This window comes from Pseudomonas sp. HLG18 (genome assembly GCF_051903985.1).
Lineage (GTDB): Bacteria > Pseudomonadota > Gammaproteobacteria > Pseudomonadales > Pseudomonadaceae > Aquipseudomonas > Aquipseudomonas fluorescens_BT.
Genome location: NZ_CP195831.1, coordinates 3,205,603 through 3,228,822 on the forward strand (window position 1 = coordinate 3,205,603; position 23,220 = coordinate 3,228,822).

Annotated in this window: 10 protein-coding genes; 6 read left to right on the plus strand and 4 right to left on the minus strand. The window is 62.8% G+C overall.

The features are described from left to right. Positions 1-96: 96 nt before the first annotated feature. Positions 97-13,098 carry a non-ribosomal peptide synthetase gene (locus ACSPX5_RS14715; protein ID WP_439819816.1) on the minus strand — a complete coding sequence of 4,334 codons (13,002 nt, stop codon included), beginning with the start codon at positions 13,096-13,098 and terminating at the stop codon, positions 97-99. 379 nt (positions 13,099-13,477) lie between these two features. On the opposite strand from ACSPX5_RS14715, the gene ACSPX5_RS14720 reads away from it, so the two are divergent. Then, positions 13,478-14,032 carry an RNA polymerase factor sigma-70 gene (locus tag ACSPX5_RS14720; protein ID WP_169431282.1) on the plus strand — a complete coding sequence of 185 codons (555 nt, stop codon included), beginning with the start codon at positions 13,478-13,480 and terminating at the stop codon, positions 14,030-14,032. 71 nt (positions 14,033-14,103) lie between these two features. Here the strand turns inward: ACSPX5_RS14720 and ACSPX5_RS14725 are convergent, their stop codons facing one another. The 3 genes from ACSPX5_RS14725 to ACSPX5_RS14735 all read right to left on the minus strand — a co-directional run bounded on the left by ACSPX5_RS14725 (position 14,104) and on the right by ACSPX5_RS14735 (position 16,717). After that, entirely contained in the window at positions 14,104-15,117 is a 1,014-nt protein-coding gene (locus ACSPX5_RS14725; protein ID WP_323161252.1) for a GNAT family N-acetyltransferase, read from the minus strand. 87 nt (positions 15,118-15,204) lie between these two features. Beyond that, positions 15,205-16,002, minus strand: coding sequence for a substrate-binding periplasmic protein (locus ACSPX5_RS14730; RefSeq protein ID WP_439819817.1), 798 nt, complete (start codon positions 16,000-16,002; stop codon positions 15,205-15,207). 91 nt (positions 16,003-16,093) lie between these two features. Continuing rightward, positions 16,094-16,717: a TetR/AcrR family transcriptional regulator gene (locus ACSPX5_RS14735; protein ID WP_207868106.1), complete on the minus strand. Its 624-nt coding sequence runs from the start codon at positions 16,715-16,717 to the stop codon at positions 16,094-16,096. A gap of 186 nt (positions 16,718-16,903) precedes the next feature. Between ACSPX5_RS14735 and ACSPX5_RS14740 the strand changes: the two genes are divergently transcribed. The 5 genes from ACSPX5_RS14740 to ACSPX5_RS14760 are packed head-to-tail and all read left to right on the plus strand — an operon-like array spanning position 16,904 to position 23,177. Then, positions 16,904-18,694: an acyclic terpene utilization AtuA family protein gene (locus tag ACSPX5_RS14740; protein WP_439819818.1), complete on the plus strand. Its 1,791-nt coding sequence runs from the start codon at positions 16,904-16,906 to the stop codon at positions 18,692-18,694. 12 nt (positions 18,695-18,706) lie between these two features. Next, the gene (locus tag ACSPX5_RS14745; protein WP_439819819.1) at positions 18,707-19,576 is read left to right on the plus strand and encodes an SDR family oxidoreductase; all 870 of its coding nucleotides are present in this window, start codon (positions 18,707-18,709) and stop codon (positions 19,574-19,576) included. 3 nt (positions 19,577-19,579) lie between these two features. Further along, entirely contained in the window at positions 19,580-21,196 is a 1,617-nt protein-coding gene (gene atuC, locus ACSPX5_RS14750; RefSeq protein ID WP_439819820.1) for a geranyl-CoA carboxylase subunit beta, read from the plus strand. 29 nt (positions 21,197-21,225) lie between these two features. Continuing rightward, a complete protein-coding gene (atuD, locus tag ACSPX5_RS14755; RefSeq protein WP_169431288.1) occupies positions 21,226-22,383 on the plus strand; it encodes a citronellyl-CoA dehydrogenase in 1,158 nt (385 codons plus the stop codon). Further along, positions 22,380-23,177 (plus strand): enoyl-CoA hydratase/isomerase family protein, encoded by a 798-nt coding sequence (locus ACSPX5_RS14760; RefSeq protein ID WP_207865456.1) that lies wholly within the window; start codon positions 22,380-22,382, stop codon positions 23,175-23,177. The genes atuD and ACSPX5_RS14760 overlap by 4 nt, the downstream gene beginning before the upstream one ends. Positions 23,178-23,220: the final 43 nt, after the last annotated feature.

Below are 23,220 nucleotides of genomic sequence, written 5' to 3' on the forward strand. Positions count from 1 at the left end.
TCGGCCGTCAATGATATGAAAGGATTACAAAGCCCGATCTGCGACAACGGCCACAACGAAACGCAGGTTTCGATAGCCATTGTCGCAGGCTGTGCTTTACAGCCCTTCCAGCGCCGCCATCAGGTCATTGAGCCGATCCACCTTCTCCTCGGTAATGTCACTGGCCGCCAGCCCTTCGATGTATTCGGCCAGTTCCTCCACCGTGCTGCACTCGAACATCGCTCTCAGCGGCACGTCCCGTTGCAGGGCTTTCTGCACCCGCGAAGCGATCTGCGTGGCGAGCAGCGAATGGCCGCCAAGTTCGAAGAAGTTGTCGCGTACCCCGACCTTCTCGACCTTCAGCACCTCGGCCCAGATATCGGCCAGGGTCTGCTCCAGATCGCTGCGCGGTGCCAGGTAATCCTGGCTCTGCAACTGGCCGATTTCCAGCGCCGGCAGGGCCTTGCGGTCGAGTTTGCCGTTGTCGTTGAGCGGCAACCGGTCGAGCCACAACCAGTGCAGCGGCACCATGTATTCCGGCAGTTCGGCGCGCAGGCGCTGCTTGATCCGCTCCAGGCGTTCGCTCTGATTCAGTGCGCAATCTGCGGCCACAAGGTAGCCGACCAGATGCTTACCGTTCACGCCCTCCTGCACACCCACCGCGCCGTCGCGAACTTCCGGTTGCTCATGCAGGCGCGCCTCGATTTCCCCCAGCTCGATCCGGTATCCGCGAATCTTCACCTGATGGTCGACCCGGCCGACGTACTCCAGCACGCCGTCACTGCGGCGGCGCGCCAGGTCACCGGTGCGATACAGACGCTCACCCGGCGCACCGAATGGATTCGGCACAAACACCGGCGCGGTGCGCAGCGGATCGCTGACATAACCGCGACCGACACCGGTGCCCGCTACGCACAACTCACCCACCGCACCCAACGGCACCAGATCCAGTGCGCCATCGAGCAGGTACAGCAAGTTGTTGTCGGTCGGCGTACCGATCGGCAGGTAGCTGCCGCGAGTCGAGGCCATGTCGACGCGGAAGAACGCCACGTCGTCCGAGCACTCCGCCGGGCCATAGGCGTTGACCAGACCAATCTCCGGATAACGCAGCAGCCACTGATGCGCCAGTTCGGGCGGCATCGCTTCACCAGTCGGCAGCATCCAGCGCAGACCGTCGAGACTCATGCGATCCGAAGCCAGCATGCCCTGAATCAGCGACGGCACGCTTTCCAGCACGGTGATGCCCTGCTGCTGAACATGCACCAGCAAGCCTTGCGGATCGTGGGCGATGGTGTTCGGCACGATGTCTACCCGCGCCCCGAACAGCGGCGCGGCGAGGAACTGCCAGACCGAAATGTCGAAGCTTTGCGAAGCGGTCTGGGCAATCACATCGGCGTCGCTCAGGTTCAGGTACGGCACCTTGCTCAACTGGTTGTTGAGCATGCCGCGCTGCTCGACCATCACGCCTTTCGGCAATCCGGTGGAGCCCGAGGTGTAAATCACGTAGGCCAGGTTGTCCGGGCCGCTGAAGAGGCCCGGATTCGCCGACGAAACCGCGCCGGCCTGAACCTCTTCCCACACCAGCAGACGTGGGCGGTTGGCGCAGCTGAACTCATCCAGCAAGGTCGTCGCCTGTTCACGGCAAGCCTCGGTGCACACCAGCACTGGCGTGCGACTGAGTTCGATGATGCGTTGCAGACGCTGGCTCGGCAGGCCCGGATCCAGCGGCAGGTAACCGGCACCGGCCTTGAAGCTGCCGATGATCATGCCCAGCAGATCCAGGTTACGTTCACCCAACAGCGCCACCGGTTGATCCATCTGCACCCCGGCCGCGACCAGCGCATGGCCGAGACGGTTGGCGTTCCGGTTCAGCTCGGCATAGCTCAGTTGCTGATCAAGGCAACTGGCGGCGGTGCGTTGCGGATGTTGCGCGACCTGCGCTTCGAACAACTCGACGTAGCTTTGTTCCAGCGGATAGTCGTGCTCGCTCTGGTTGCAGCCGTGGAGCAGGAAGTCCTGTTCCTCATGGCCCAGCAGCGGCAGGTCAGCCATGTCGCCATGGAAGCCGTCGACCAGCGCCAGCAACAGACGCTTGAACTCGCCGAGCATGCGTTCGATGGTCGACTCGTCGAAATAACGCTGGTCGTAAGACAGATGCAGACCCAGGTCGTCGCCTGGATAGCAAACGGCGGTCAGCGGGAAGTTGGTGTGGGTACGGCCCGAGTCCGAGGTCGCGTTGAGGCTCTGCGCACGGTCCAGTACCGAGACTTCTACCGGGGCGTTTTCGAACACGAACAGGCTGTCGAACAGCGGCTGGCCTTTCGGCAGTTCGCTTTGTTCCTGGATGTTCACCAGCGGCAGGTATTCGTACTCGCGCAATTGCATGTTGCTGTCGAGCAGAGCGCTCAGCCACTGACGCACGCTGGCGCGCTGATCGTCAGCCGGGATCTGCACCCGCAGCGCGATGCTGTTGATGAACAGGCCGACGGTACGTTGCATCTCCGGCATCTCCACCGGACGCCCGGCGACGGTCACGCCGAACAGCACGTCCCGATCACCGCTCATGCGGCGCAGCACCAGCGCCCAAGCCGCCTGGGCGAAGGTGTTGATGGTCAGCTGATGAGCCTGAGCCAGTTCGCGCAGACGGGCGCCGTCCTCGACTTTGAGTCGGGTGTAGCAGTCGCCAACGATCATGCCGCCGCTTTCGCCGGCGTGTTCACGCAGGAACGGACGGTCGCTCGGGATCGGCGTGGTGCGCTCGAACCCTTGCAGGTTCTGCTGCCACCACTGACGCGCCTCGGCCAGGCTCTGGCGTTGCAGCCAGCCGATGTAATCGCGGTAGCGCGGCGGCACTGCCAGTTGCGCTTGGCGACCTTCGCCCAGCGCGGTGTAGATCTCGAAGAAATCGTTCATCAGCAGCGAGCGGCACCAGGCATCGATCAGGATGTGGTGGTTGCTCATCATGAACCAGTAACGCGCCGCGCCGACCTTGATCAGGCGCAGGTGGAACGGTGCCTGATTGAGCAGATCGAACCCGGCTTCGCGCTCGGCCTTGAGCAGCGCTTGCAGTTTCGGTTCCTGCTCCACGTCAGCAATGGCGCTCCAGTCCAGGTACTCGATCGGCGTGCGACCCGGAGTGTGGATCACTTGCAACATGTCTTCGCCGACGTTCCAGCAGAACGATGCACGCAACGCTTCGTGACGAGCGACCACCGCCTGCCACGCCTGGGCGAAACGCTCGGGGTCGAGTTCGCTGTTGATGCGGTAGCGATCCTGCATGTAGTACAGACCGGTGCCCGGCTCGAGCAAGGTGTGCAGCAACATGCCTTCCTGCATCGGCGTCAGCGGGTACACGTCTTCGATGTGCGCCGCCGGCACCGGCAGTGCGTCGAGCTGAGCCTGGGTCAGTTTCGCCAGCGGGAAGTCCGACGGCGTCAGGCCACCGGCCTCGTCCTGCAGGCAATGTTCGATCAGGCTCTGCAACTCGCCGACGTAGGCATCGGCCAGCTCGTTGATGGTCTGTGCGTCGTAGCGTTCGGCGCTGAACGTCCAGCGCAGCAGCAGCTCACCGCCATACACCTGACTGTCGACGCTCAACTCGTTCGGCAATGGTGCATGCGGATCGTGGGCCGCGCCGACCGATTCATCCAGCGGACGGAACAGCGCGTCGCTGCCGAAGCTCTGGTCGAACTGGCCGAGGTAGTTGAAGGTGATCGGCGCGTTCGGCAACGCCGCCATGCTCTGACGACTGACGTCATCGGCGAGATAACGCAGCACGCCGTAACCCAGACCTTTGTGCGGCACGGCACGCAGTTGTTCCTTGATCGCCTTGATCGAAGCGCCCTGCCCGGCCGCTTCTTCGATGTTGTGCGGGGTCAGGCGCAACGGATAAGCGCTGGTGAACCAGCCGACGGTGCGGGTCAGGTCGATCTCGTCGAACAGGGTTTCGCGGCCGTGGCCTTCCAGTTGAATCAGCGCCGATGGCTGCCCGCTCCAGCGGCACAGCACGCGGGCCAGCGCGGTCAGCAACAGGTCGTTGACCTGCGTGCGGTAGACGCTCGGTGCCTGTTGCAATAGCTGCTTGGTGCGCTCGGCATCCAGACGCACGCTGACGGTTTGCGCATGGCGATTCTCGCGACCGCCCTCGGGACGTTCGCACGGCAAATCGGCGTTCGGACCGGCCAGTTGCGCCTGCCACCAGCTCAGTTCTTCACGCAGGGATTCGCTGCCGGCGTAAGCCTGCAAGCGCGCCGCCCAGTCCTTGAAGGCGCTGGTTTTCGCCGGCAGTTTCACCGACTGATCGGCGTCGAGTTGGCGATACACGGTTTGCAGGTCGTCGAGCAGAACGCGCCACGACACACCGTCGACCACCAGGTGATGAATCGCGATGAACAGCCGTTGCTGAGCGTCCAGCCCATCGACCAGCACTGCGCGCAGCAGCGGGCCCTGGGTGAGGTCGAGACTGCGCTGAGCATCGGCGAACAGCTCGGTGCACTTGTCCATCGACGGCACGCGGACTTGCCACAGTACGGTGGCATCGTTCACTGGTTGATGGGTTGCCTGCCATGCGCCGTTGACCTCGCTGAAGCGCAGACGCAGGGCGTCATGCTGCTCGATTACCGCCAACAGCGCTTGCTCCAGACGATGAGGTTCCAGCGCAACCGTCGGCTCCAGCAGCAACGCCTGGTTCCAATGCTGACGCTCGGGAATTTCGGTGTCGAAGAACCAGTGCTGGATCGGCGTCAGACGCGATTCGCCAGTCACCAGACCTTGCTCGGCGGTCACGGTTTCACTGCGGCTGGCGACAGCCGCCAACGTCTGCACGGTCTGGTGCTGGAACAGATCGCGAGGGCTGAAGTGAATGCCCTGCTGCCGTGCCCGGCTGACCACTTGAATCGACAGGATCGAGTCGCCGCCCAGTTCGAAGAAATTGTCGTTCAGACCGACCTGCTCGACGTTGAGCACTTCGCACCAGATCTGCGCCAGGGTCTGCTCCAGCTCGTTGCTTGGCGCTACGTAATCCTGACGGTTGAGCTCCGGGTCCGGTGCCGGCAAGGCGCGGCGATCGAGTTTGCCGTTGGCGGTCAGCGGCATGCTCGCCAGCAGAATCAGATGCGTCGGCACCATGTAGTCCGGCAGTTGCGTCTTCAGGTGCGCCTTCAGGGCTTCGCGCAGTTCGGCTTGCTCGGCTTCGCTTCGCGAAGCGACCTCGGTCACGAGATAGCCGACCAGTTGCTTGCCACTCGGTGCCTCCAGCGCCAGCACCACCGCTTCGCGGATCGAGTCGTGATCGAGCAGGCGCGTTTCGATCTCGCCCAGTTCGATCCGGAAACCACGGATCTTCACCTGATGGTCGATCCGCCCCAGATACTCCACCAGACCGTCGGCGCGCTGGCGCACCAGGTCGCCGGTGCGGTACATGCGTCCGCCAGCGGCGGCAAACGGGTCGGCGACGAAACGTTCAGCGGTGATGCCCGCACGCTCGTGATACCCCAGCGCCAGACCGGCACCGCCGACGAACAATTCACCCGTCGCGCCTTGCGGCACCAGCGCCAGATCGGCGTCGAGAATGTAGGCCACGCGATCACCGATCACACTGCCGATCGGCACGCTGCCGGCGCCCTCTTCCAGCACTTCTGGCGCGAGACTGGCGAGCGGCATGACCACGGTTTCGGTCGGGCCGTAGGCGTTGAAGAACAGGCTCGGCTTGAATGCTGCACGAATCCGTTGCAGGTGTTCGCCGGTCAGCGCTTCGCCGCCGGTGATGATCATCCGCACAGGGAGGATGTCGTTTTGCGTGGCGAGGAACTGCGCCAACTGGCTGCCGTAACTCGGGGTGAAGCCGAGAATATTGATCCGGTGTTCGCGGATCAGGCCGCAGATTTCTTCCGCGTCCCACTGACCTTGCGCACGCAGCACCACCTGCGCGCCGCTGAGCAGCGGCACCAGCAGACGCTCGGTGGCGGCGTCGAAGTTGATCGAATAGAAGTGCAGCTCGCAGTCGTCCGGGCGCATGCCGAAGCGCTCGATCACCGCCTGGCAGTGCATGGCGATTTCACCGTGGGACACCACCACGCCTTTCGGCTTGCCAGTGGAACCCGAGGTGTAAATCAGGTACGCCTGATGCTGCGGCAGGCTGATGAACGGAAGTTCGGTGGCCGGGTAATCGGCCAGCGCGGCGCTGTCATCCTCCAGGCACCAGCGCGCCACGTTCGGCGGCAATTCACCAAGGGCCTTGAACATCGCCCGGTCACTGAGTAACAGGCCGACGCCGCTGTCTTCGATCATGTAATGCAAACGGTCGAGCGGGTATTCCGGGTCCAGCGGCACATAGGCGCCACCGGCCTTGAGGATCGCCAGCAGGCCGACGACCATTTCCAGCGAACGCTCCATCGCCAGACCGACCCGCACTTGCGGGCCGACACCGCGTTCACGCAGGGCCCAGGCCAGACGATTGGCACGGGCGTCGAGTTCGGCGTAGCTCAGGGTCCGTCCGGCGAAGGTCAGGGCCGGCACATCTTTGCGCGCCAGCGCCTGTTCGGCGAACAGGTGATGGATGCACTGGTCGAGACGATGCTCGCCCGGCTCGACGCCAAGGCTGTCGAGCAACTGTTGTTGCTCAGGTGCATCGAGCAATGGCAATTCGCTGAGGCGCTGCTGCGGGTCGGCGATCAGCGCTTCCAGCAGGTTGCGCCAGTGCCTGGCCATGCGTGCAATCGTCGGTTCGTCGAACAGGTCGGTGCTGTAAGTCAGGCAGCAACCGAGGCGATGGTCGAGGTCGGTGACTTCCAGGTTGAGGTCGAACTTGGTCGCCCGCGCATCGTTGGCCAGGTACTCGACGGTCATGCCGGCGAGCATGCGGCTCTGCTGGAATTCCCAGCGCTGCACGTTGCACATCACCTGGAACAACGGGTTGTACGCCGCGCTGCGCGGTGGTTGCAGGGCTTCAACCAGATGATCGAACGGCAGGTCCTGATGGGACTGACCTTCGATCACGGTGTGGCGCACCTGCTCGAACAATTCGCCGACTGACATCTGGCCGTCGAGCTGGCAACGCAGCACTTGAGTGTTGAGGAACGCGCCGATCAGGCCTTCGCTTTCCGGGCGGATCCGGTTGGCCACCGGCGCGCCGATGCGCAGATCGGTCTGGCCGCTGTAGCGGTAAAGCAGAGTCGCGAGGGCGGCGGTCATGGTCATGAACAGGGTCAGGCCGTTCTGCGCGTTGAATGCCCGGACGCGGGCAGCGAGGTCGTCGCTGAGGTCAAAACGGAACAGCTCGCCCCGGTGACTTTGCACCGGCGGACGCGGACGGTCGCCCGGCAGTTCCAGCAGTGGATGTTCGCGGCCCAGTTGCGCGGTCCAGTAGTCGAGCTGACGCTGACGCTCGCCGGACTCCAGCCAGTTGCGCTGCCACACGCTGTAGTCGAGGTACTGCACCGGCAGCGGTTCCAGCGGCGATTCGCGGTCATCGACGAACGCTTCATACAGCCCGCTGAGTTCCCGGGCGAAGATGTCCATCGCCCAGCCTTCGGTGACGATGTGGTGCAGGGTCAGGACGAAGTAATGCTCGTGCTCGGCGGTCTTGACCAAACAGGCGCGCAGCAGCGGGCCGGTCTCCAGATCGAACGGCAGGTGCGCTTCGTCGTCGGCCAGTTGCTGGACTTTCTGTTCGCGCACATCGGCGGCGAGTGTCGAGAAATCCTTCCAGTCCATGCGCACACCGGTTTCGGCATTCACTTGCTGACGGGCCACGCCGTCGACGCTCGGGAACGTGGTGCGCAGGGTTTCGTGACGCAGGATCAGCGCTTGCAGCGCCGCTTCGAAACGCTCGACATGCAAGACGCCACGCAGCCGCGCCATGCCGCCGACGTTGTACGCCGGGCTGTCCGGCTCCATCTGCCAGAGGAACCACATGCGCTGTTGGGAATAGGAGAGCGGCACCGGTTTGCTGCGATCAACCTTGGCGATCGGCGGCTGTTTGTTGGTACGGCCGCTAGCCTGGATCTGGCGGATCTGTTCGGCGAAATCACACAGTTCGCTGTGTTCGAACAAGGCACGCAGCGGCAATTCGACGTCGCAGGCCTGACGGGTACGGGAAATGATCTGCGTGGCCAGCAACGAGTGACCGCCGAGGGCGAAGAAGTCGTCGCGCAGGCCGACCTGTTTCAGGCCCAGCACTTCGCGCCAGATCGCGGCGATCTGCTGCTCTAGTTCGGTAACCGGCTCGACGTGTTCGCGCACCTGCCATTGCGGCTCGGGCAAGGCGCGGCGGTCGAGTTTGCCGCTCGGACTCAGGGGCATTGCGTCCAGACGCATCAATTGCGCCGGGACCATGTATTCCGGCAGCTCGGCGGCCAGTGCGGTTTTCAGGCGAGCGATTTGCGCGTCCTGATCTTCATTGGCGTCCGCGGCTGTGAAGTAGCCGATCAGTTGCGGGCCGGCGACGGTTTCACGCACCAGCACGACGGCCTGAGCGACGCTGTCCTGAGCCAGCAGACGCGCCTCGATCTCTTGCGGCTCGACGCGGAAGCCGCGCAGTTTGACCTGCTGATCGAGACGGCCGAGGTATTCGATCACGCCATCGTGGGTCCAGCGTGCGCGGTCACCGGTGCGGTATAGGCGTGCGCCCTGCTCGCCCAGCGGATCGACCACGAAACGCTCGGCGGTCAGCGCCGGGCGGCCGAGGTAACCACGGGCCAGGCCGATGCCGCTGATGCACAGTTCACCCGGCACACCGGACGGCACTGGATTGAGATCGCTGTCGAGCACGCGGCAGACCACGTTGCCCAGCGGACGGCCAATCGGCGAACGCTCGCCATCGGCCACGCTGCAATGCCAGTGGGTGACGTTGATCGCGGTTTCGGTCGGGCCATAACGGTTGTGCAGTTGCACCGCCGGCAGTTGCGCCAGCACGCGGTTGCGCGATTCCGCCGGCAGCGTTTCACCGCCGGAGAATACGCGACGCAGGCTGGTGCATTCGGCGCTCAACGGTTCATCGATGAACAGCGAAAGCAGCGGCGGCACGAAGTGCAGCGTGGTCACGCCGTACTGTTGAACCAGTTGCGCGATGCGATGCGGATCGCGATGCTCACCGGGGCCGGCTATCAGCAGGCGCGCGCCGGTGATCAGCGGCCAGAAGCATTCCCACACCGACACATCAAAACTGATCGGCGCCTTTTGCATCAGCACGTCGGTATGGTCAAGACGATACGTGTTCTGCATCCATTGCAGCCGTTCGGCCAGCGCCGCGTGAGTGTTACCCACGCCTTTCGGCTGGCCGGTGGAGCCGGAGGTGTAAATCACGTAGGCGAGGTTGTCGCCGTGCAGGTGCAGGCCCGGTGCCTGGCTCGGCCAGTTTTCCAGGTGCAGGGTGTCCATGGCGATCACGCTGACGCCTTCGCTGGCCGGCAAGCGGTCGAGCAATGCAGTCTGGGTCAGCAGCAGTTCGACGCCGCTGTCGCTGAGCATGTAGGCCAGACGATCGGCCGGGTAATCCGGGTCCAGCGGCACGTAGGCACCGCCAGCCTTGATGATCGCCAGCAGGCCGATCAGCAGTTGCGGCGAACGCTCGGCGGCGATGGCCACGCAGACGTCCGGGCCGACACCTTTGTCGCGCAGGTAGTGGGCGAGTCGGTTGGCCTGGGCGTGCAGTTCGGCGAAGTCGAGGCTGCCGCCGTCCCACACCAACGCGGTGCGATCAGGCGTCTGACGCGCTTGATCATTCAGCAGCTCCGGCAGCCATTTTTGCGCCGGGGTGCACGGGGCGACGCTCCACGCGTCTTGCTGAGAATATTCGCCGCCGGTCAGCAGCGGCAGGTCACCGATGGCCTGCTCCGGACGTTCGCAGACAGCGCGCAACAGGTTGCTGAAATGTTCGGCAAGGCGCTCGATGGTCGCCGCGTCGAACAGTTCATCGGCATAGTCGAACGACAGGCTCAGGCGACCATTACGGTCTTCTTCACTGTGCAATTGCAGATCGAACTTGGCCTCGCGGCTGTGCCACGGCAGTTCTTCGGCGAGCAGGCCCGGCAGACGTTTGAGCGCACTCAGGTCGCGTTGCTGATGGTTGAACATGACCTGGAACAGACCTTGTTCGCGGGCCTGCGGGAAGGCTTTGAGCAGTTGTTCGAACGGCAGATCCTGATTGGCCTGAGCACCGAGTGCAGCCTGACGGGTTTGCGCCAGCAGTTCGGTGAACGGCAGTCGCGAATCGACGTCGGCGCGCAGCACCTGGGTGTTGATGAAGAAGCCGATCAGGCCCTGGGTTTCCAGACGCGGACGGTTGGCGTTGGGTACGCCGATGCGGATGTCGCGTTGGCCGCTGTAGCGATGCAAAAGACTCTGGAACGCCGAGAGCAACAACATGAACGGCGTGGATTGATGGGCCTGGGCAGTCTGGCGGATTGCATCGCTGAGGCTGGTCCCCAGTCGAACGCTGTGGCGTGCAGCGCTGTGAATCTGTTTGGCAGAACGCGGATGGTCAGTCGCCAGTTCCAGCGTTGGATGCTCATCACCCAACTGCGCTTTCCAGTACGCCAGTTGCCGCTCGCCCTCGCCTTGCGCCAGCCATTGGCGCTGCCAGCTGCCGTAATCGGCGTATTGGGTCGGCAGCGGCGCCAGCTCGACACGCTGGCCTTGGGAAGCGGCGGCGTACAGACGCGAGAACTCGTCGATCAGCACATTCAGCGACCAGCCGTCGGCGATGATGTGGTGCATCGTCACCAGCAGTTGGTGATCTTCGTCGTCGAGGCGAACCAGCGTCACCCGCAGCAGCGGGCCTTCCTCCAGGTCGAACCGGGTACGGGCTTCGTCTTCGCGGATCTGTTGTGCGCGGGCTTCACGCTCGCTGGCCGGCAGGTCGCTGATGTCGATCAGTTGCAGGTTGAACTCGCCCGCCGCTTCGACCTGTTGCAGGGCCACGCCGTTGCGTTCGAAGAAGCGCGTGCGCAGGGATTCGTGGCGCTCGATCAATTGTTGGAAACTGGCGCGCAGGGCATCCTCGTCCAGTTCGCCACGCAGGCGCAGGGCGCCGGGAATGTTGTAGGCGCTGCTCTGAGGGTCGAGCTGCCAGGTGATCCACAGACGGTTTTGCGCCAGGGATTGCGGCAGTGCTTCGTTGCGCGACAGTGCGGTGATTTCCCCCTGGGCGCTGCCGCCGTCCTGTTGCTGCTGCGCCACGGCAACGGCGAAAGCGGACAGGGTCGGCGCTTCGAACAACATGCGCAGGTTCAGCTCCAGGCTCAGCTCTTCGCGAACCTTGGCGATCACTTGGGTGGCGGCGATTGAGTTACCGCCGAGCAGGAAGAAGTGATCGTCGGCGTTGACTTGCTGGACGTTCAGTTGCTCAGCCCAGATTTTGCCGATCAGCGTTTCCAGTTCGGAGGCGGACGCGGTCGACTCATGAGCGGTTTCAGCAGTGCCTGATGGGAATACGGCGTAGCTGTCGAGGCTACCGTCAGCCAGGCGATTGCGGCAGGCCGAACGTTGCAGCTTGCCGCTGGAAGTCTTCGGCAATGCGCCCGGATTGAGCAGCACCACCACGCTCGGTGCTTCCTGATACGCCTCGGCCACGGCCTGGCGAATGGCTTTGATCAGCGCTTCGGGCGGCAGGATTTTCTGCACGCTGCGGCTGATTTCCGCTGCGATGCCGATGCCTTCTTCGCCATTCTGATTGACCGCGAACGCCGCAACGCGGCCCTTGCGCACCACCTCCACTTCGTTCTCGACCGTCTTCTCGATGTCCTGCGGATAGAGGTTGTGACCACGCACGATCAGCATGTCTTTCAGGCGACCGGTGATGAACAGTTCACCGTCGCGAATGAAGCCCAGGTCACCGGTACGCAGCCAGGTCTGGCCGGCGTGCTGGACGAAGGTCCTGGCGCTGGCCTCGGGGTTGCGCCAGTAGCCGAGGGCGATGCTCGGGCCGGTTGCCCAGACTTCGCCGACGGCGTTGTCGGCCAGTTCTTCAAGCGTGTTCGGCTCGACGATCAGCACCGCATGTTCCGGCTGGCTGATGCCGCAGCTCATGATCGGACTGCCCTCGCCCGCTTCGGCGCGGTTCTGCGCGAGAGCCTGATCGTCGACGCGCAATGCAGGAATCCCTGTGCCGCGCGGTGTGCCGGCGACGAACAGGGTCGCTTCGGCCAGACCGTAGGACGCCATGAAGCTGTCTTCGCTGAAACCGCACGCGGTGAATTTCTCGGCGAAGCGTTCGAGGGTGTCGAGACGGATGGGTTCGGAACCCGAATAGGCCACGCGCCAGCGACTCAGGTCGAGGCGTTCCAGCGCCGATTCGCTGACCCGTTCGCTGCACAGTCGATAGGCAAAGTCAGGTCCGCCGCTGATGGTGCCGCCGTATTGGCTGATCGCTTCGAGCCAGCGCAACGGCCGGCCGAGGAAGTATGCCGGCGACATCAGGATGCACGGTACGCCGCTGAAGATCGGTTGCAGCAGACCGCCGATCAGGCCCATGTCGTGGTACAGCGGCAGCCAGCTGACGATCACGTCGTCCGGGTTCACGTCGATGCCGAAACCGTGGCGGATCAGCAGTTCATTGGCCACCAGATTACCGTGGCTGACCTGCACGCCCTTGGGCAGCGCGGTGGAGCCGGAGGTGTATTGCAGAAAGGCGATGTGGTCTTGCGGCAAGGTCGGCTCGACCCAACGCTCGGCCAGCGCGTTGTCGAGGGTGTCGACGCACAACAGCGGCGGCGCGCCTTCGATTTGCTGCAAGGCATCGCGCTGGCCGGCGCTGGTCAGCAGCAGACGCGGTTCGGCGTCGGCGATGATCGACAGCAGGCGTTCCTGATGGTGACGCTTGGCCGATTCCGGCGGATAGGCCGGCACCGCGATCACACCCGCGTACAGGCAACCGAAGAACGCCGCGACGTAATCCGGGCCGCTGGGAAACAGCAGCACCGCGCGATCACCGAATCCGGCCTCGGCCTGCAATGCCGCGGCGATGCTGCGGGCGCGCTGATCGAGTTCGCGATAACTGAGCACCACAGCCTGCTCCTCGGTTTCGGCGAGAAAGCGCAAGGCCAGCCGATCCGGCGTCAGGGCCGCGCGGCGCTGAAGGGCTTGGACCAGGGTGCTGGGGAGTTCGAACGCGTCGGTCATGAGGTTTCCTGCCTGAATTCGGCTTGCTGGTGGAATCGGGTTGGCTGCGGCATGCCTGAGCAAGGCATGCGGGACACGGTCTTCGCCGACCGTGCAAGGCATTGGAATGCGGTAGGTCCGGGGCTGCGTACCCGGATCCATTCACCAATGAGAACGGATGACGTCTTGAAATAATTAGTCGGCAGGCTGGATCGCCAATGGGGCTGGGCGCTTGGACGAGTGCGGCGGCGTGTCGCAGTTCTCAGTTCGCACCGTTATGGATCATTAGTTCTCTTTCTCAATTGACAATCATTATCATTCAACATAATTTGTCGCTCGATGTGTAGGACGGCCCGTCCCCCAGACGTCCCACTAACCTATTGGCAGCAAGGTGATTTCCATGACGGAACAAGTATCCACAAGCAGGTGCGATTCACCGCTACTTCAGGCATTCGTCGACAATCGACTGATTCTGGTCAAGATTGCAGCTCGCATTACCGGCTGCCGGTCACGCGCCGAAGATGTGGTGCAGGATGCGTTCTTCCGACTGCAATCGGCGCCGCCGATCACGTCGTCGATCAAGGCCCAGCTGAGTTATCTGTTCCAGATCGTGCGCAATCTGGCCATCGATCACTACCGCAAACAGGCGCTGGAGCAGAAGTACGCCGGCCCCGAGGAGGAAGGGTTGAACGTGGTCATTCAGGGCGCTTCGCCGGAAACCTCGCACATCAACTTCTCGACCCTGGAACACATTGCCGATGCATTGACCGAGCTGCCGGTCCGCACGCGCTACGCCTTCGAGATGTACCGTCTGCACGGCGTACCGCAAAAGGACATCGCCAAGGAACTCGGCGTTTCGCCGACCCTGGTCAATTTCATGATTCGCGATGCGCTGGTGCATTGCCGCAAGGTGTCGGGCAGCCGTGCAGATGTCATGACCGCAAACCGTCGCTGACAGCAGACCACCCAAAAAAAGATCGCAGCCTTCGTTGAAGGGCTGCGATCTTTTTTTGTTTCAGCGAAACGTCACGCCAGTTTGCAGCGATCAAAAAACCGCTCGCGCCCCAGGATCATCAACGCCGCACGCTTGTGCGGGAAGTCGAACTCCTTTTCGCAGTGGAAGCACTGGTTGTGCATGTGGCCGATCATCTTCGCGTTGTCGGCACGCGGCTCGGCGACGACGCGCTGAGTACGCGGATCATCCAGAAACAGATAGTGCACCAATGCCGACAACCAGCTCGCCACCTTGTGCGGGCCGCGATGGTCTTCTTCCCCGACCAGCATGTGAATGCCACGGTCGTAATTGTCGGCATCGTAGAACGGCGCGATGCGATCTTCCTTGGCCCAGTAGGCTTCGAAGTAAGCGAACGGCTGGTCGTTGAAACAGCCGATCAGAGTCAGCGTATGCGGATCGGCGTCGAGCTTGCTCAGGTACTCGCGATGCTGTTCCAGGCTGCCCTCTTCCTGCCAGAAACTGGCGACTCGCGGACTGTTCTGCCAGCGGTTGAAACGCGCCAGATCCTGCTCGATCTCCACGGTCCGCAGAGAAATCCACGCACCGAGACGCGCATCGAAACGCCGATAGACTTCACCTCGCGGCTTCACCGGACGCAGCGGATGACGCTTGCCGTTGCTGATGACCATTTGCTGCGGGTAGCTGCCGGTCAGCGAAGTACCCAGCCACGGTTGCGGCAGTTGCCAGAAGAGTGTGCGTTCACAGCGATATTCGCCCGCCACGTCCGTGCTCACCAGCAAACCGCTGAGCAAGGCTTCGGTCGGCACTTGATCCAGTTGCCAGATCAATTGCTGACGCGCCGGATCCCGGGCAAACAGCCAATAACAGGCCGCCCACAGCGCCTGGCCCGGTGGCAATGCATAACGTTCATCGATCTGGATCGGCCCCTGGCCTTCACGATCAAGGCGCAGGCGAATCAGCGGTTGCCCGTCCAGGCTCAGGCTCAGACGGCTTTCAGTGGCATCGGCTATCAGTTGACTGCCCGAAGGCAAGGCCAGGGCAGTCAGGTCATTCAGATTGGACATGGGTCGGGCTCACGATAATCGTCGACAGTTCAACGATGGGACGTGAGCCGGGGCGGGAAATTTAGGCCGGACGGTAAAAACCGCAACTCATGGGCGAGGCACCGGCACCACGGCGATCTTGTACGGATCGAAGATCTTCAGCATCTGCCCGCTGTCACGCAGGCCTTGCAGCAGCTTGCTGAACGCTTCGCCGGTAATCGGTGCCTCTGGCCTGAGAATCGCGTAGTGGTGGTAGATCTGGTCGATGCGCTGGGACACCAGCAATTCATCACGCACTTTTGCGTTGCGCAGCAGGTAATCGAACAGATACGAGCGTGTGACCAGCGCAATGTCCGCCCGACCGCGCAGCACCATCAACAGGTTGCTGTCGTGGGAATAGGTCAGCGTGGCGTTGTAGGTTTCCGCGAGGTATTTGGGGTCGGCATTGAAGTTGGCGAACTCGTAGTGATAGCCGCTGTACAACGCCAGGCGCTTGCCCTTGAGATCGGCGAAGTAATTCTGCTGGCGACCGGGTTCGTTTTCCGCGACGAAAATCTCCGCGTCTTCCAGCCCCATGTCGACCGTGGTGTGGGGAATGTCTTTCCAGCCCCAGTCCGGATTCTCGAAGATCGCCATGTCCGTGCGGCCCTCCTTGAAATCGCCGAACCGTCGTGGAATCGAGGTGGGGACAAGCTCAAAACGGTAGTCGCTCTGAGCACTGTTCAATGCAGCGACCAATTCCGGCAGCAGCCCCGTGTCGGCGCCGTTTTCCGGGCGAATGGTGTAAGGCGGGAAATGCGCAGCCCCCACCCGAACCACTTGCACCGCCTGAGCAGGCAAAACCCAGGATGCAGCCAGCGCTGCCAGCATCAGCCCGGCGGCCGTCCGATTTGACGAAGACTTCAAAACACCCCACTCCCCGAAAAAGTACCGTTCCATGCATTCAAGCTAGGCGGTTTCGCCCAGTTAGCCAGTTTCCCGGGCCGATAGAAAGTGATCAGCCTTCTTCAAGCACCAGAATCAGCGCTTCTTCGGCCAGTTGATCGAGGCTCAGACTGCCGCCGGCGCGGAACCAGGTGGTGGTCCAGGACAGCGCGCCCGTGAGAAAACGTCGGGTAATGAACACGTCACCTCGAATGAACCCTGCCTCCTTGGCCTCGCCCAGCACTTGCAGCCAGAGTTCTTCGTAGATGTCCCGCAGCGCCAGCACTTTGGCCTGACCGTCTTCGGACAGCGAGCGCCATTCATACACCAGCACCGCCATCGCTTCGCCGCTGCCGCCCATGATCGACTGCAATTCGCAGCGGATCAGCGCCAGCACCCGCTCGCGGACATTGGCCGCATCGGCCAGGGCCGCCCGCATCAGCGCCGTGTTGTAGCGGATGGTTTCTTCCATCACTGCACGCAGGATTTCATCCTTGCTTTTGAAGTGATGAAAGATGCTGCCTGACTGAATACCCACGGCGCCCGCCAGGTCGCGCACCGTGGTGCGTTCGTAGCCCTTGTTGCGAAACAGGTGGGCCGCCACTTGCAGCAGTTTGCCGCGAGCGCTGTCCGGGTCGGTCAACTGGCCTTCGTCGACCAGTTCGCGCATGACCTTCAGGGCTTTTTGCTCGTCCACCCGTTCTCTCCTACAGTCGTTCAGTCGTCTGCCGCCCTGAAACCGCAGGGTTGCGCGGGCAATTTAAGCCGCCGGCCGCGACCAAGCAAGCGCTTGGGCAGAAGATAATTCGCCTGTTTACAAACCAAGCGCTTGCTTGGTAGCCTCGATGCACTTCTGTCACAGGTTGCTGAGTCGGAGATGAAAATGCCCACCACGGTTCGCATCGGATGCGCCAGCGCATTCTGGGGAGACACCTCGACCGCCGCCGCGCAGCTTGTAGCCGGTGGAAAGCTGGATTATCTGGTGTTCGACTACCTGGCCGAGATCACGATGTCGATCATGGCCGGCGCGCGAATGAAGGACCCGCAGGCTGGGTTCGCCGGGGACTTCATCGAAGTCCTGGCGCCCCTGCTGCCGCAACTGGCCGAACAGAAGATACGCGTCATCAGTAATGCCGGCGGGGTCAATCCCCAGGCCTGCGCCGCCGCCCTGCAAGCGGCCTGCGACAAGGCCGGCGTGGCACTGAAAATCGCCGTGCTGTCGGGCGATGACCTGCAACCTCACTTTAAACACCTTGCCTCCCAAGGCATCACGGAAATGTTCAGCGGAGCCCCGCTGCCGCCGATGTGTGTGTCGATCAACGCCTACCTCGGCGCGCCGGGCATTGTCGAAGCGCTGCGCCTGGGCGCCGATATTGTGATTACAGGCCGGGTGGTCGACAGCGCAGTGGTCAGCGCCGCACTGGCGCATGAATTCGGCTGGTCGTGGCACGACTACGACAAACTCGCGCAAGCCGCCCTGGCCGGGCACATCATCGAATGCGGCGCGCAGTGCACCGGCGGCAACTTCACCGATTGGCGCGACGTGCCGGATTACGAACACATCGGCTTTCCGATCGTCGAAGTCAGCGCCGACGGCCAGTTCATCGTCAGCAAACCCGAAGGCTCCGGCGGACTGGTCACGCCGCTGACCGTCGGCGAACAGATGCTTTACGAGATCGGCGATCCACAGGCCTATCTGTTGCCCGATGTGGTCTGCGATTTCAGTCAGGTCAAACTTCAGCAACAAGGCAAAAACGCGGTTCGGGTCCACGGCGCCAAAGGCCTGCCACCCAGCGACAAATACAAGGTCAGCGCAACTTATCCGGACGGTTTCCGCTGTACCGCCAGTTGCCTGATCGCCGGCATCGATGCGGTGGAAAAGGCTCGGCGCGTCAGTCAGGCGATCATCGACAAGACTTCGGAAATGCTCGAGCAACGCGGTTGGGGCCCTTACACCGAAACCCATATCGAGCTGCTTGGCAGCGAAGCCACCTACGGCCCTCACGGCCAGCGCCGGGACAGCCGCGAAGTGGTGATCAAACTCGCCGTGCGCCACCCGAACAAACAGGCACTGGTCCTGTTCTCCCGGGAAATCGCCCAGGCGGCCACCGGCATGGCGCCGGGCCTGACCGGCATTGTCGGCGGGCGGCCGACGGTGTATCCGCTGATCCGGCTGTTCTCGTTCCTGATCGACAAAAGCGCCTGCACATTGCAGATCGACATCGACGGCCAATCTCATCCGTTCGCCCTGCCCGCCCCCACCCCCCTCGACAGCCAGGATCTGCCCCTGCCCCACGAAACGCCTGGCCCCCAGGGCCGCGCCGACGCCAGCGTAGCGTTGGTGAAACTGGCGGTGGCGCGCTCCGGCGACAAAGGCAATCACAGCAACATCGGCGTCCTGCCGCGCCGCCCCGAATACCTGCCGTGGATTGCCGAAGCGCTGACCCCGGCGGTGGTTGTCGACTGGATGAGCCATGTCCTCGACCCGATTCACGGCCGGGTCGAGCGCTGGTATCTGCCGGGTACTCACAGCCTGAATTTCCTGCTGGAAAACGCCCTCGGTGGCGGCGGCGTGGCGAGTCTGCGCATCGACCCGCAAGGCAAGGCTTTCGCCCAACAACTACTGGAAATCCAGATCCCGGTGCCGCAGAGCATCGCCGAACAGTTCGACTAGAGGATTGGCACCATGGCGTATGAATCGATTTTCAGGGCTGACCTGTTCAGCGGTCAGACCGTGATCGTCACCGGAGGCGGCAGCGGCATCGGGCGATGCACCGCCCATGAACTGGCGGCGCTCGGGGCCAACGTGGTGCTGGTTGGACGCAAGCCGGAAAAGCTGCAAGCCGTTGCCGCCGAAATTGCCGAGGACGATGGTCGTGCGCACTGGAAAGCGTGTGATATCCGCGATGAAGAAGCCGTGAAGGCACTGGTCAGCGAGCTGATCCGCGAACACGGGCCGATCCACGGGCTGGTCAACAATGCCGGCGGCCAATACCCCTCGCCCCTGGCCTCGATCAACCAGAAAGGCTTCGAAACCGTGCTGCGCACCAATCTGGTCGGCGGTTTCCTGATGGCCCGGGAAGTGTTCAACCAGTCGATGAGCAAACACGGCGGCAACATCGTCAACATGCTCGCCGACATGTGGGGCGGCATGCCCGGCATGGGCCACTCCGGCGCCGCCCGTTCGGGCATGGACAACTTCACCAAAACGGCGGCGTTCGAATGGGGTTACGCCGGTGTCCGGGTGAATGCGGTGGCACCGGGCTGGATCGCTTCCAGCGGCATGGACACTTACGAAGGCGCGTTCAAGGCTGTGATCCCGACCTTGCGGGAACATGTGCCGCTCAAGCGCATCGGCACGGAATCGGAAGTCAGCGCGGCGATCGTGTTTCTGCTCAGCCCGGCTGCCGCGTTCATCAGCGGCAGCACCTTGCGCATCGACGGCGCCGCCAGTCTGGGCAGTCGCGCCTGGCCTTTGCACAAGGCGACCCACAGCGAATCGTTCAACGGTTTTCACCGGGCCTATATACCGGATGTCTTGAAGGACAAGGAGTAAGCCATGCCGGTCATTCAATCCCAGCTCGATCCGCACAGCGAAGCCTTCGCCCGCAACCGCGCAGCGATGCTTGCGGCCATCGAGCAAGTCCAGCAGCTGGAACAGAACCTGCTGAACAAGGCTGCCGAAGCCAAGCCCAAATTCGACAAACGCGGACAATTGCTGCCCCGTGAGCGTCTGAATCTGTTGCTCGACCCCGGCGCGCCCTTCCTCGAACTGGCGAGCCTGGCCGGCTACAAGCTGCACGACGACAAGGACGGCAGCTCGGCCGGTGGCGGCTTGATCGCCGGCATCGGTTACGTGTCCGGCGTGCGCGCCTTGATCGTGGCGAACAACAGCGCGATCAAGGGCGGGACGATTTCCCCGTCGGGCCTGAAAAAATCCCTGCGTCTGCAACAGATTGCCCAGGAAAACAAACTGCCGGTCATCACCCTCGCCGAAAGCGGCGGCGCCAACCTCAATTATGCGGCGGAGATTTTCGTCGAAGGTGCGCGCAGTTTTGCCAATCAGGCGCGCATGTCCGCCATGGGTTTGCCGCAGATCACCGTGGTGCACGGTTCGGCCACCGCTGGCGGTGCCTATCAGCCGGGGCTGTCGGATTACGTCGTGGTGGTGCGCGGCAAGGCCAAGCTGTTTCTCGCTGGTCCTCCATTGCTTAAAGCGGCGACCGGTGAAGTTGCCACGGACGAAGAACTGGGCGGCGCCGAGATGCACGCGCAAGTCGCCGGCACCGCCGAATACCTGGCCGAAAACGATGCCGACGGCGTGCGTCAGGTGCGGGAAATCGTCAGCCTGCTGAACTGGAACGAGCAACTGCCGTGGCTGCCTGAGCCGCAATTCAAGGAGCCGCTGTATCCCATCGACGAGCTGCTCGGCCTGATCCCGGACGACCCGAAAAAACCTTACGACGTGCGCGAAATCATTGCGCGGATCGCCGACGAATCGCGCTTCATGGAGTTCAAGGGTGAGTTCGATCAGCAGACCGTTTGCGGCCACCTGAAAATTCAGGGCCGCGCCTGCGGTTTCATCGGCAACAACGGCCCGATCACGCCCAACGGCGCGAGCAAGGCCGCGCAGTTCATTCAACTGTGTGACCAGAGCCAGACGCCGCTACTGTTTTTCCATAACACCACCGGGTTCATGGTCGGCACCGAATCGGAACAGCACGGCGTGATCAAGCACGGCTCGAAACTGATCCAGGCCGTGGCCAATGCGCGGGTGCCGAAACTGACCATTGTGGTCGGCGGTTCCTATGGCGCGGGCAACTACGCAATGTGCGGACGCGGGCTTGATCCGCGCTTCATTTTCGCCTGGCCCAACAGCCGTACCGCCGTGATGGGTGGCGCCCAGGCCGGCAAGGTGTTGCGTATCGTCACCGAAGCCAAGCAGTTGAAGGACGGCCTGGCGCCCGACCCGAAAATGCTCGACATGCTGGAGCAGGTCACCGCACAGAAACTCGACAGCCAGTCCACCGCCCTCTATGGCAGCGCCAACCTGTGGGACGACGGGCTGATCGATCCACGCGACACCCGCACCCTGCTCGGCTATCTGCTGGACATCTGCCACGAAGCCGGCATCCGCCCGTTGCAACCCAACAGCTTCGGCGTCAGCCGGTTCTGATCGCCACGGACTCAAGGAGAACAATAAAAATGATCTTCACCCCGGAACACGAAGCACTGCGCCGTACCGTCCGCCAGTTCGTCGAGCACGAGATCAACCCCCACGTCGATGAATGGGAAAAGGCTGGGCGTTTTCCGATCCACGAGATTTTCCGCAAGGCCGGCGACCTCGGCCTGTTGGGGATTTCCAAGCCGGAGAAATTCGGCGGCATGGGCCTGGATTACAGCTATTCGATCGTCGCGGCCGAAGAGTTCGGCACCATCCATTGCGGCGGCATTCCGATGTCGATCGGCGTGCAGACCGACATGTGCACTCCCGCCCTCGCCCGCTTCGGTTCCGATGAGTTGCGCGAGGAATTCCTGCGCCCGGCGATCACCGGTGAACAGGTTGGTTGCATCGGCGTGTCGGAAGTCGGTGCCGGTTCCGATGTCGCCGGGCTCAAGACCACCGCGCGCAAGGACGGCGACGACTATGTGATCAACGGCAGCAAGATGTGGATCACCAACTCGCCGAGCGCCGACTTCATCTGCCTGCTGGCCAACACCTCGGACGACAAACCGCACATCAACAAGTCGCTGATCATGGTGCCGATGAACACGCCGGGCATCAGCCTCAGTTCGCACCTCGACAAGCTCGGCATGCGCAGCTCGGAAACCGCCCAGGTGTTTTTCGACAACGTGCGCGTGCCCCAGCGCAATCGCATCGGCCATGAAGGCGCCGGGTTCATGATGCAGATGCTGCAATTCCAGGAAGAACGCCTGTTCGGCGCGGCCAACATGATCAAGGGCCTGGAATATTGCATCGACAGCACCATCGAGTACTGCAAGGAACGCAAGACCTTCGGCAACGCGCTGATCGACAATCAGGTGATCCACTTCCGCCTCGCCGAATTGCAGACCGAAATCGAATGCCTGCGAGCGCTGGTCTATCAGGCCACCGAGCAATACGTGAAAGGCCAGGATGTCACCCGACTGGCCTCGATGGCCAAACTCAAGGCCGGGCGCCTCGGCCGCGAAGTCAGCGACAGTTGCCTGCAATACTGGGGCGGCATGGGCTTCATGTGGGACAACCCGGTGGCCCGCGCCTACCGCGACGTGCGTCTGGTATCGATTGGCGGGGGCGCCGACGAAATCATGCTGGGGATCATCTGCAAACTGATGGGCATCCTGCCGGGGAAAAAGAAATGACCACCCTGCCCGCTTGCCAGACGCTGTTGCTGGAACCCCATAACGGCGTGCTGCACGTCACCCTCAATCGCCCGGAAAACCGCAACGCCATGAGCCTGCAGATGGTCGCCGAGCTGCGATCGATTTTCGCCGCCGTGCGCGATGACCGCAGCGTGCGCGCGTTGGTGCTCAGCGGCGCCGGCGGGCATTTCTGTGCCGGTGGCGACATCAAGGACATGGCCAACGCCCGCGCCCAGGGCAGCGATGCCTATCGCGAGTTGAACCGTGCCTTCGGGTCGATGCTGGAAGAAGCCCAGCACGCGCCACAAGTGTTGATCACCGTACTGCAGGGCGCGGTGCTCGGGGGCGGTTTCGGACTGGCGTGCGTGAGCGATATCGCGATGGCCGATCATCAGGCGCAATTCGGCCTGCCGGAAACCAGTCTCGGTCTGTTGCCAGCACAGATCGCGCCGTTTGTGGTGCAACGCATCGGCCTCACCGAAGCCCGGCGCCTGGCGCTGACCGCTGCACGATTCGACGGTCATCAGGCACGGCGTCTGGGGCTGGTGCATTTTGTCGAAGAGGATCCACAGGCGTTGGCCGAGCGGCTGGACGAGGTGTTGCAGCATGTCCTGTGCTGTGCTCCCGAAGCGAATGCCACCACCAAGAAACTCTTGCTGGCCAGCGCCGGCCAGCCATCGAACGAATTGCTGGATGAAGCGGCGCAGTGGTTCAGCGAAGCGGTGACCGGTGCCGAAGGCATAGAAGGCACGATGGCGTTCGTGCAAAAGCGCAAACCCGGATGGAGCACCTGACTCTGTGGGAGCGGGCTTGCCCGCGATGAGGCCCTTCAATCCA

What these genes read in the sequence shown, in the direction of transcription:
- ACSPX5_RS14715 (WP_439819816.1), bottom strand. Translation starts at nt 13,098, where the DNA reads ATGACCGACGCGTTCGAACTCCCCAGCACCCTGGTCCAAGCCCTTCAG.
- ACSPX5_RS14720 (WP_169431282.1), top strand. Translation starts at nt 13,478, where the DNA reads ATGACGGAACAAGTATCCACAAGCAGGTGCGATTCACCGCTACTTCAG.
- ACSPX5_RS14725 (WP_323161252.1), bottom strand. Translation starts at nt 15,117, where the DNA reads ATGTCCAATCTGAATGACCTGACTGCCCTGGCCTTGCCTTCGGGCAGT.
- ACSPX5_RS14740 (WP_439819818.1), top strand. Translation starts at nt 16,904, where the DNA reads ATGCCCACCACGGTTCGCATCGGATGCGCCAGCGCATTCTGGGGAGAC.
- ACSPX5_RS14745 (WP_439819819.1), top strand. Translation starts at nt 18,707, where the DNA reads ATGGCGTATGAATCGATTTTCAGGGCTGACCTGTTCAGCGGTCAGACC.
- atuC (WP_439819820.1), top strand. Translation starts at nt 19,580, where the DNA reads ATGCCGGTCATTCAATCCCAGCTCGATCCGCACAGCGAAGCCTTCGCC.
- atuD (WP_169431288.1), top strand. Translation starts at nt 21,226, where the DNA reads ATGATCTTCACCCCGGAACACGAAGCACTGCGCCGTACCGTCCGCCAG.
- ACSPX5_RS14760 (WP_207865456.1), top strand. Translation starts at nt 22,380, where the DNA reads ATGACCACCCTGCCCGCTTGCCAGACGCTGTTGCTGGAACCCCATAAC.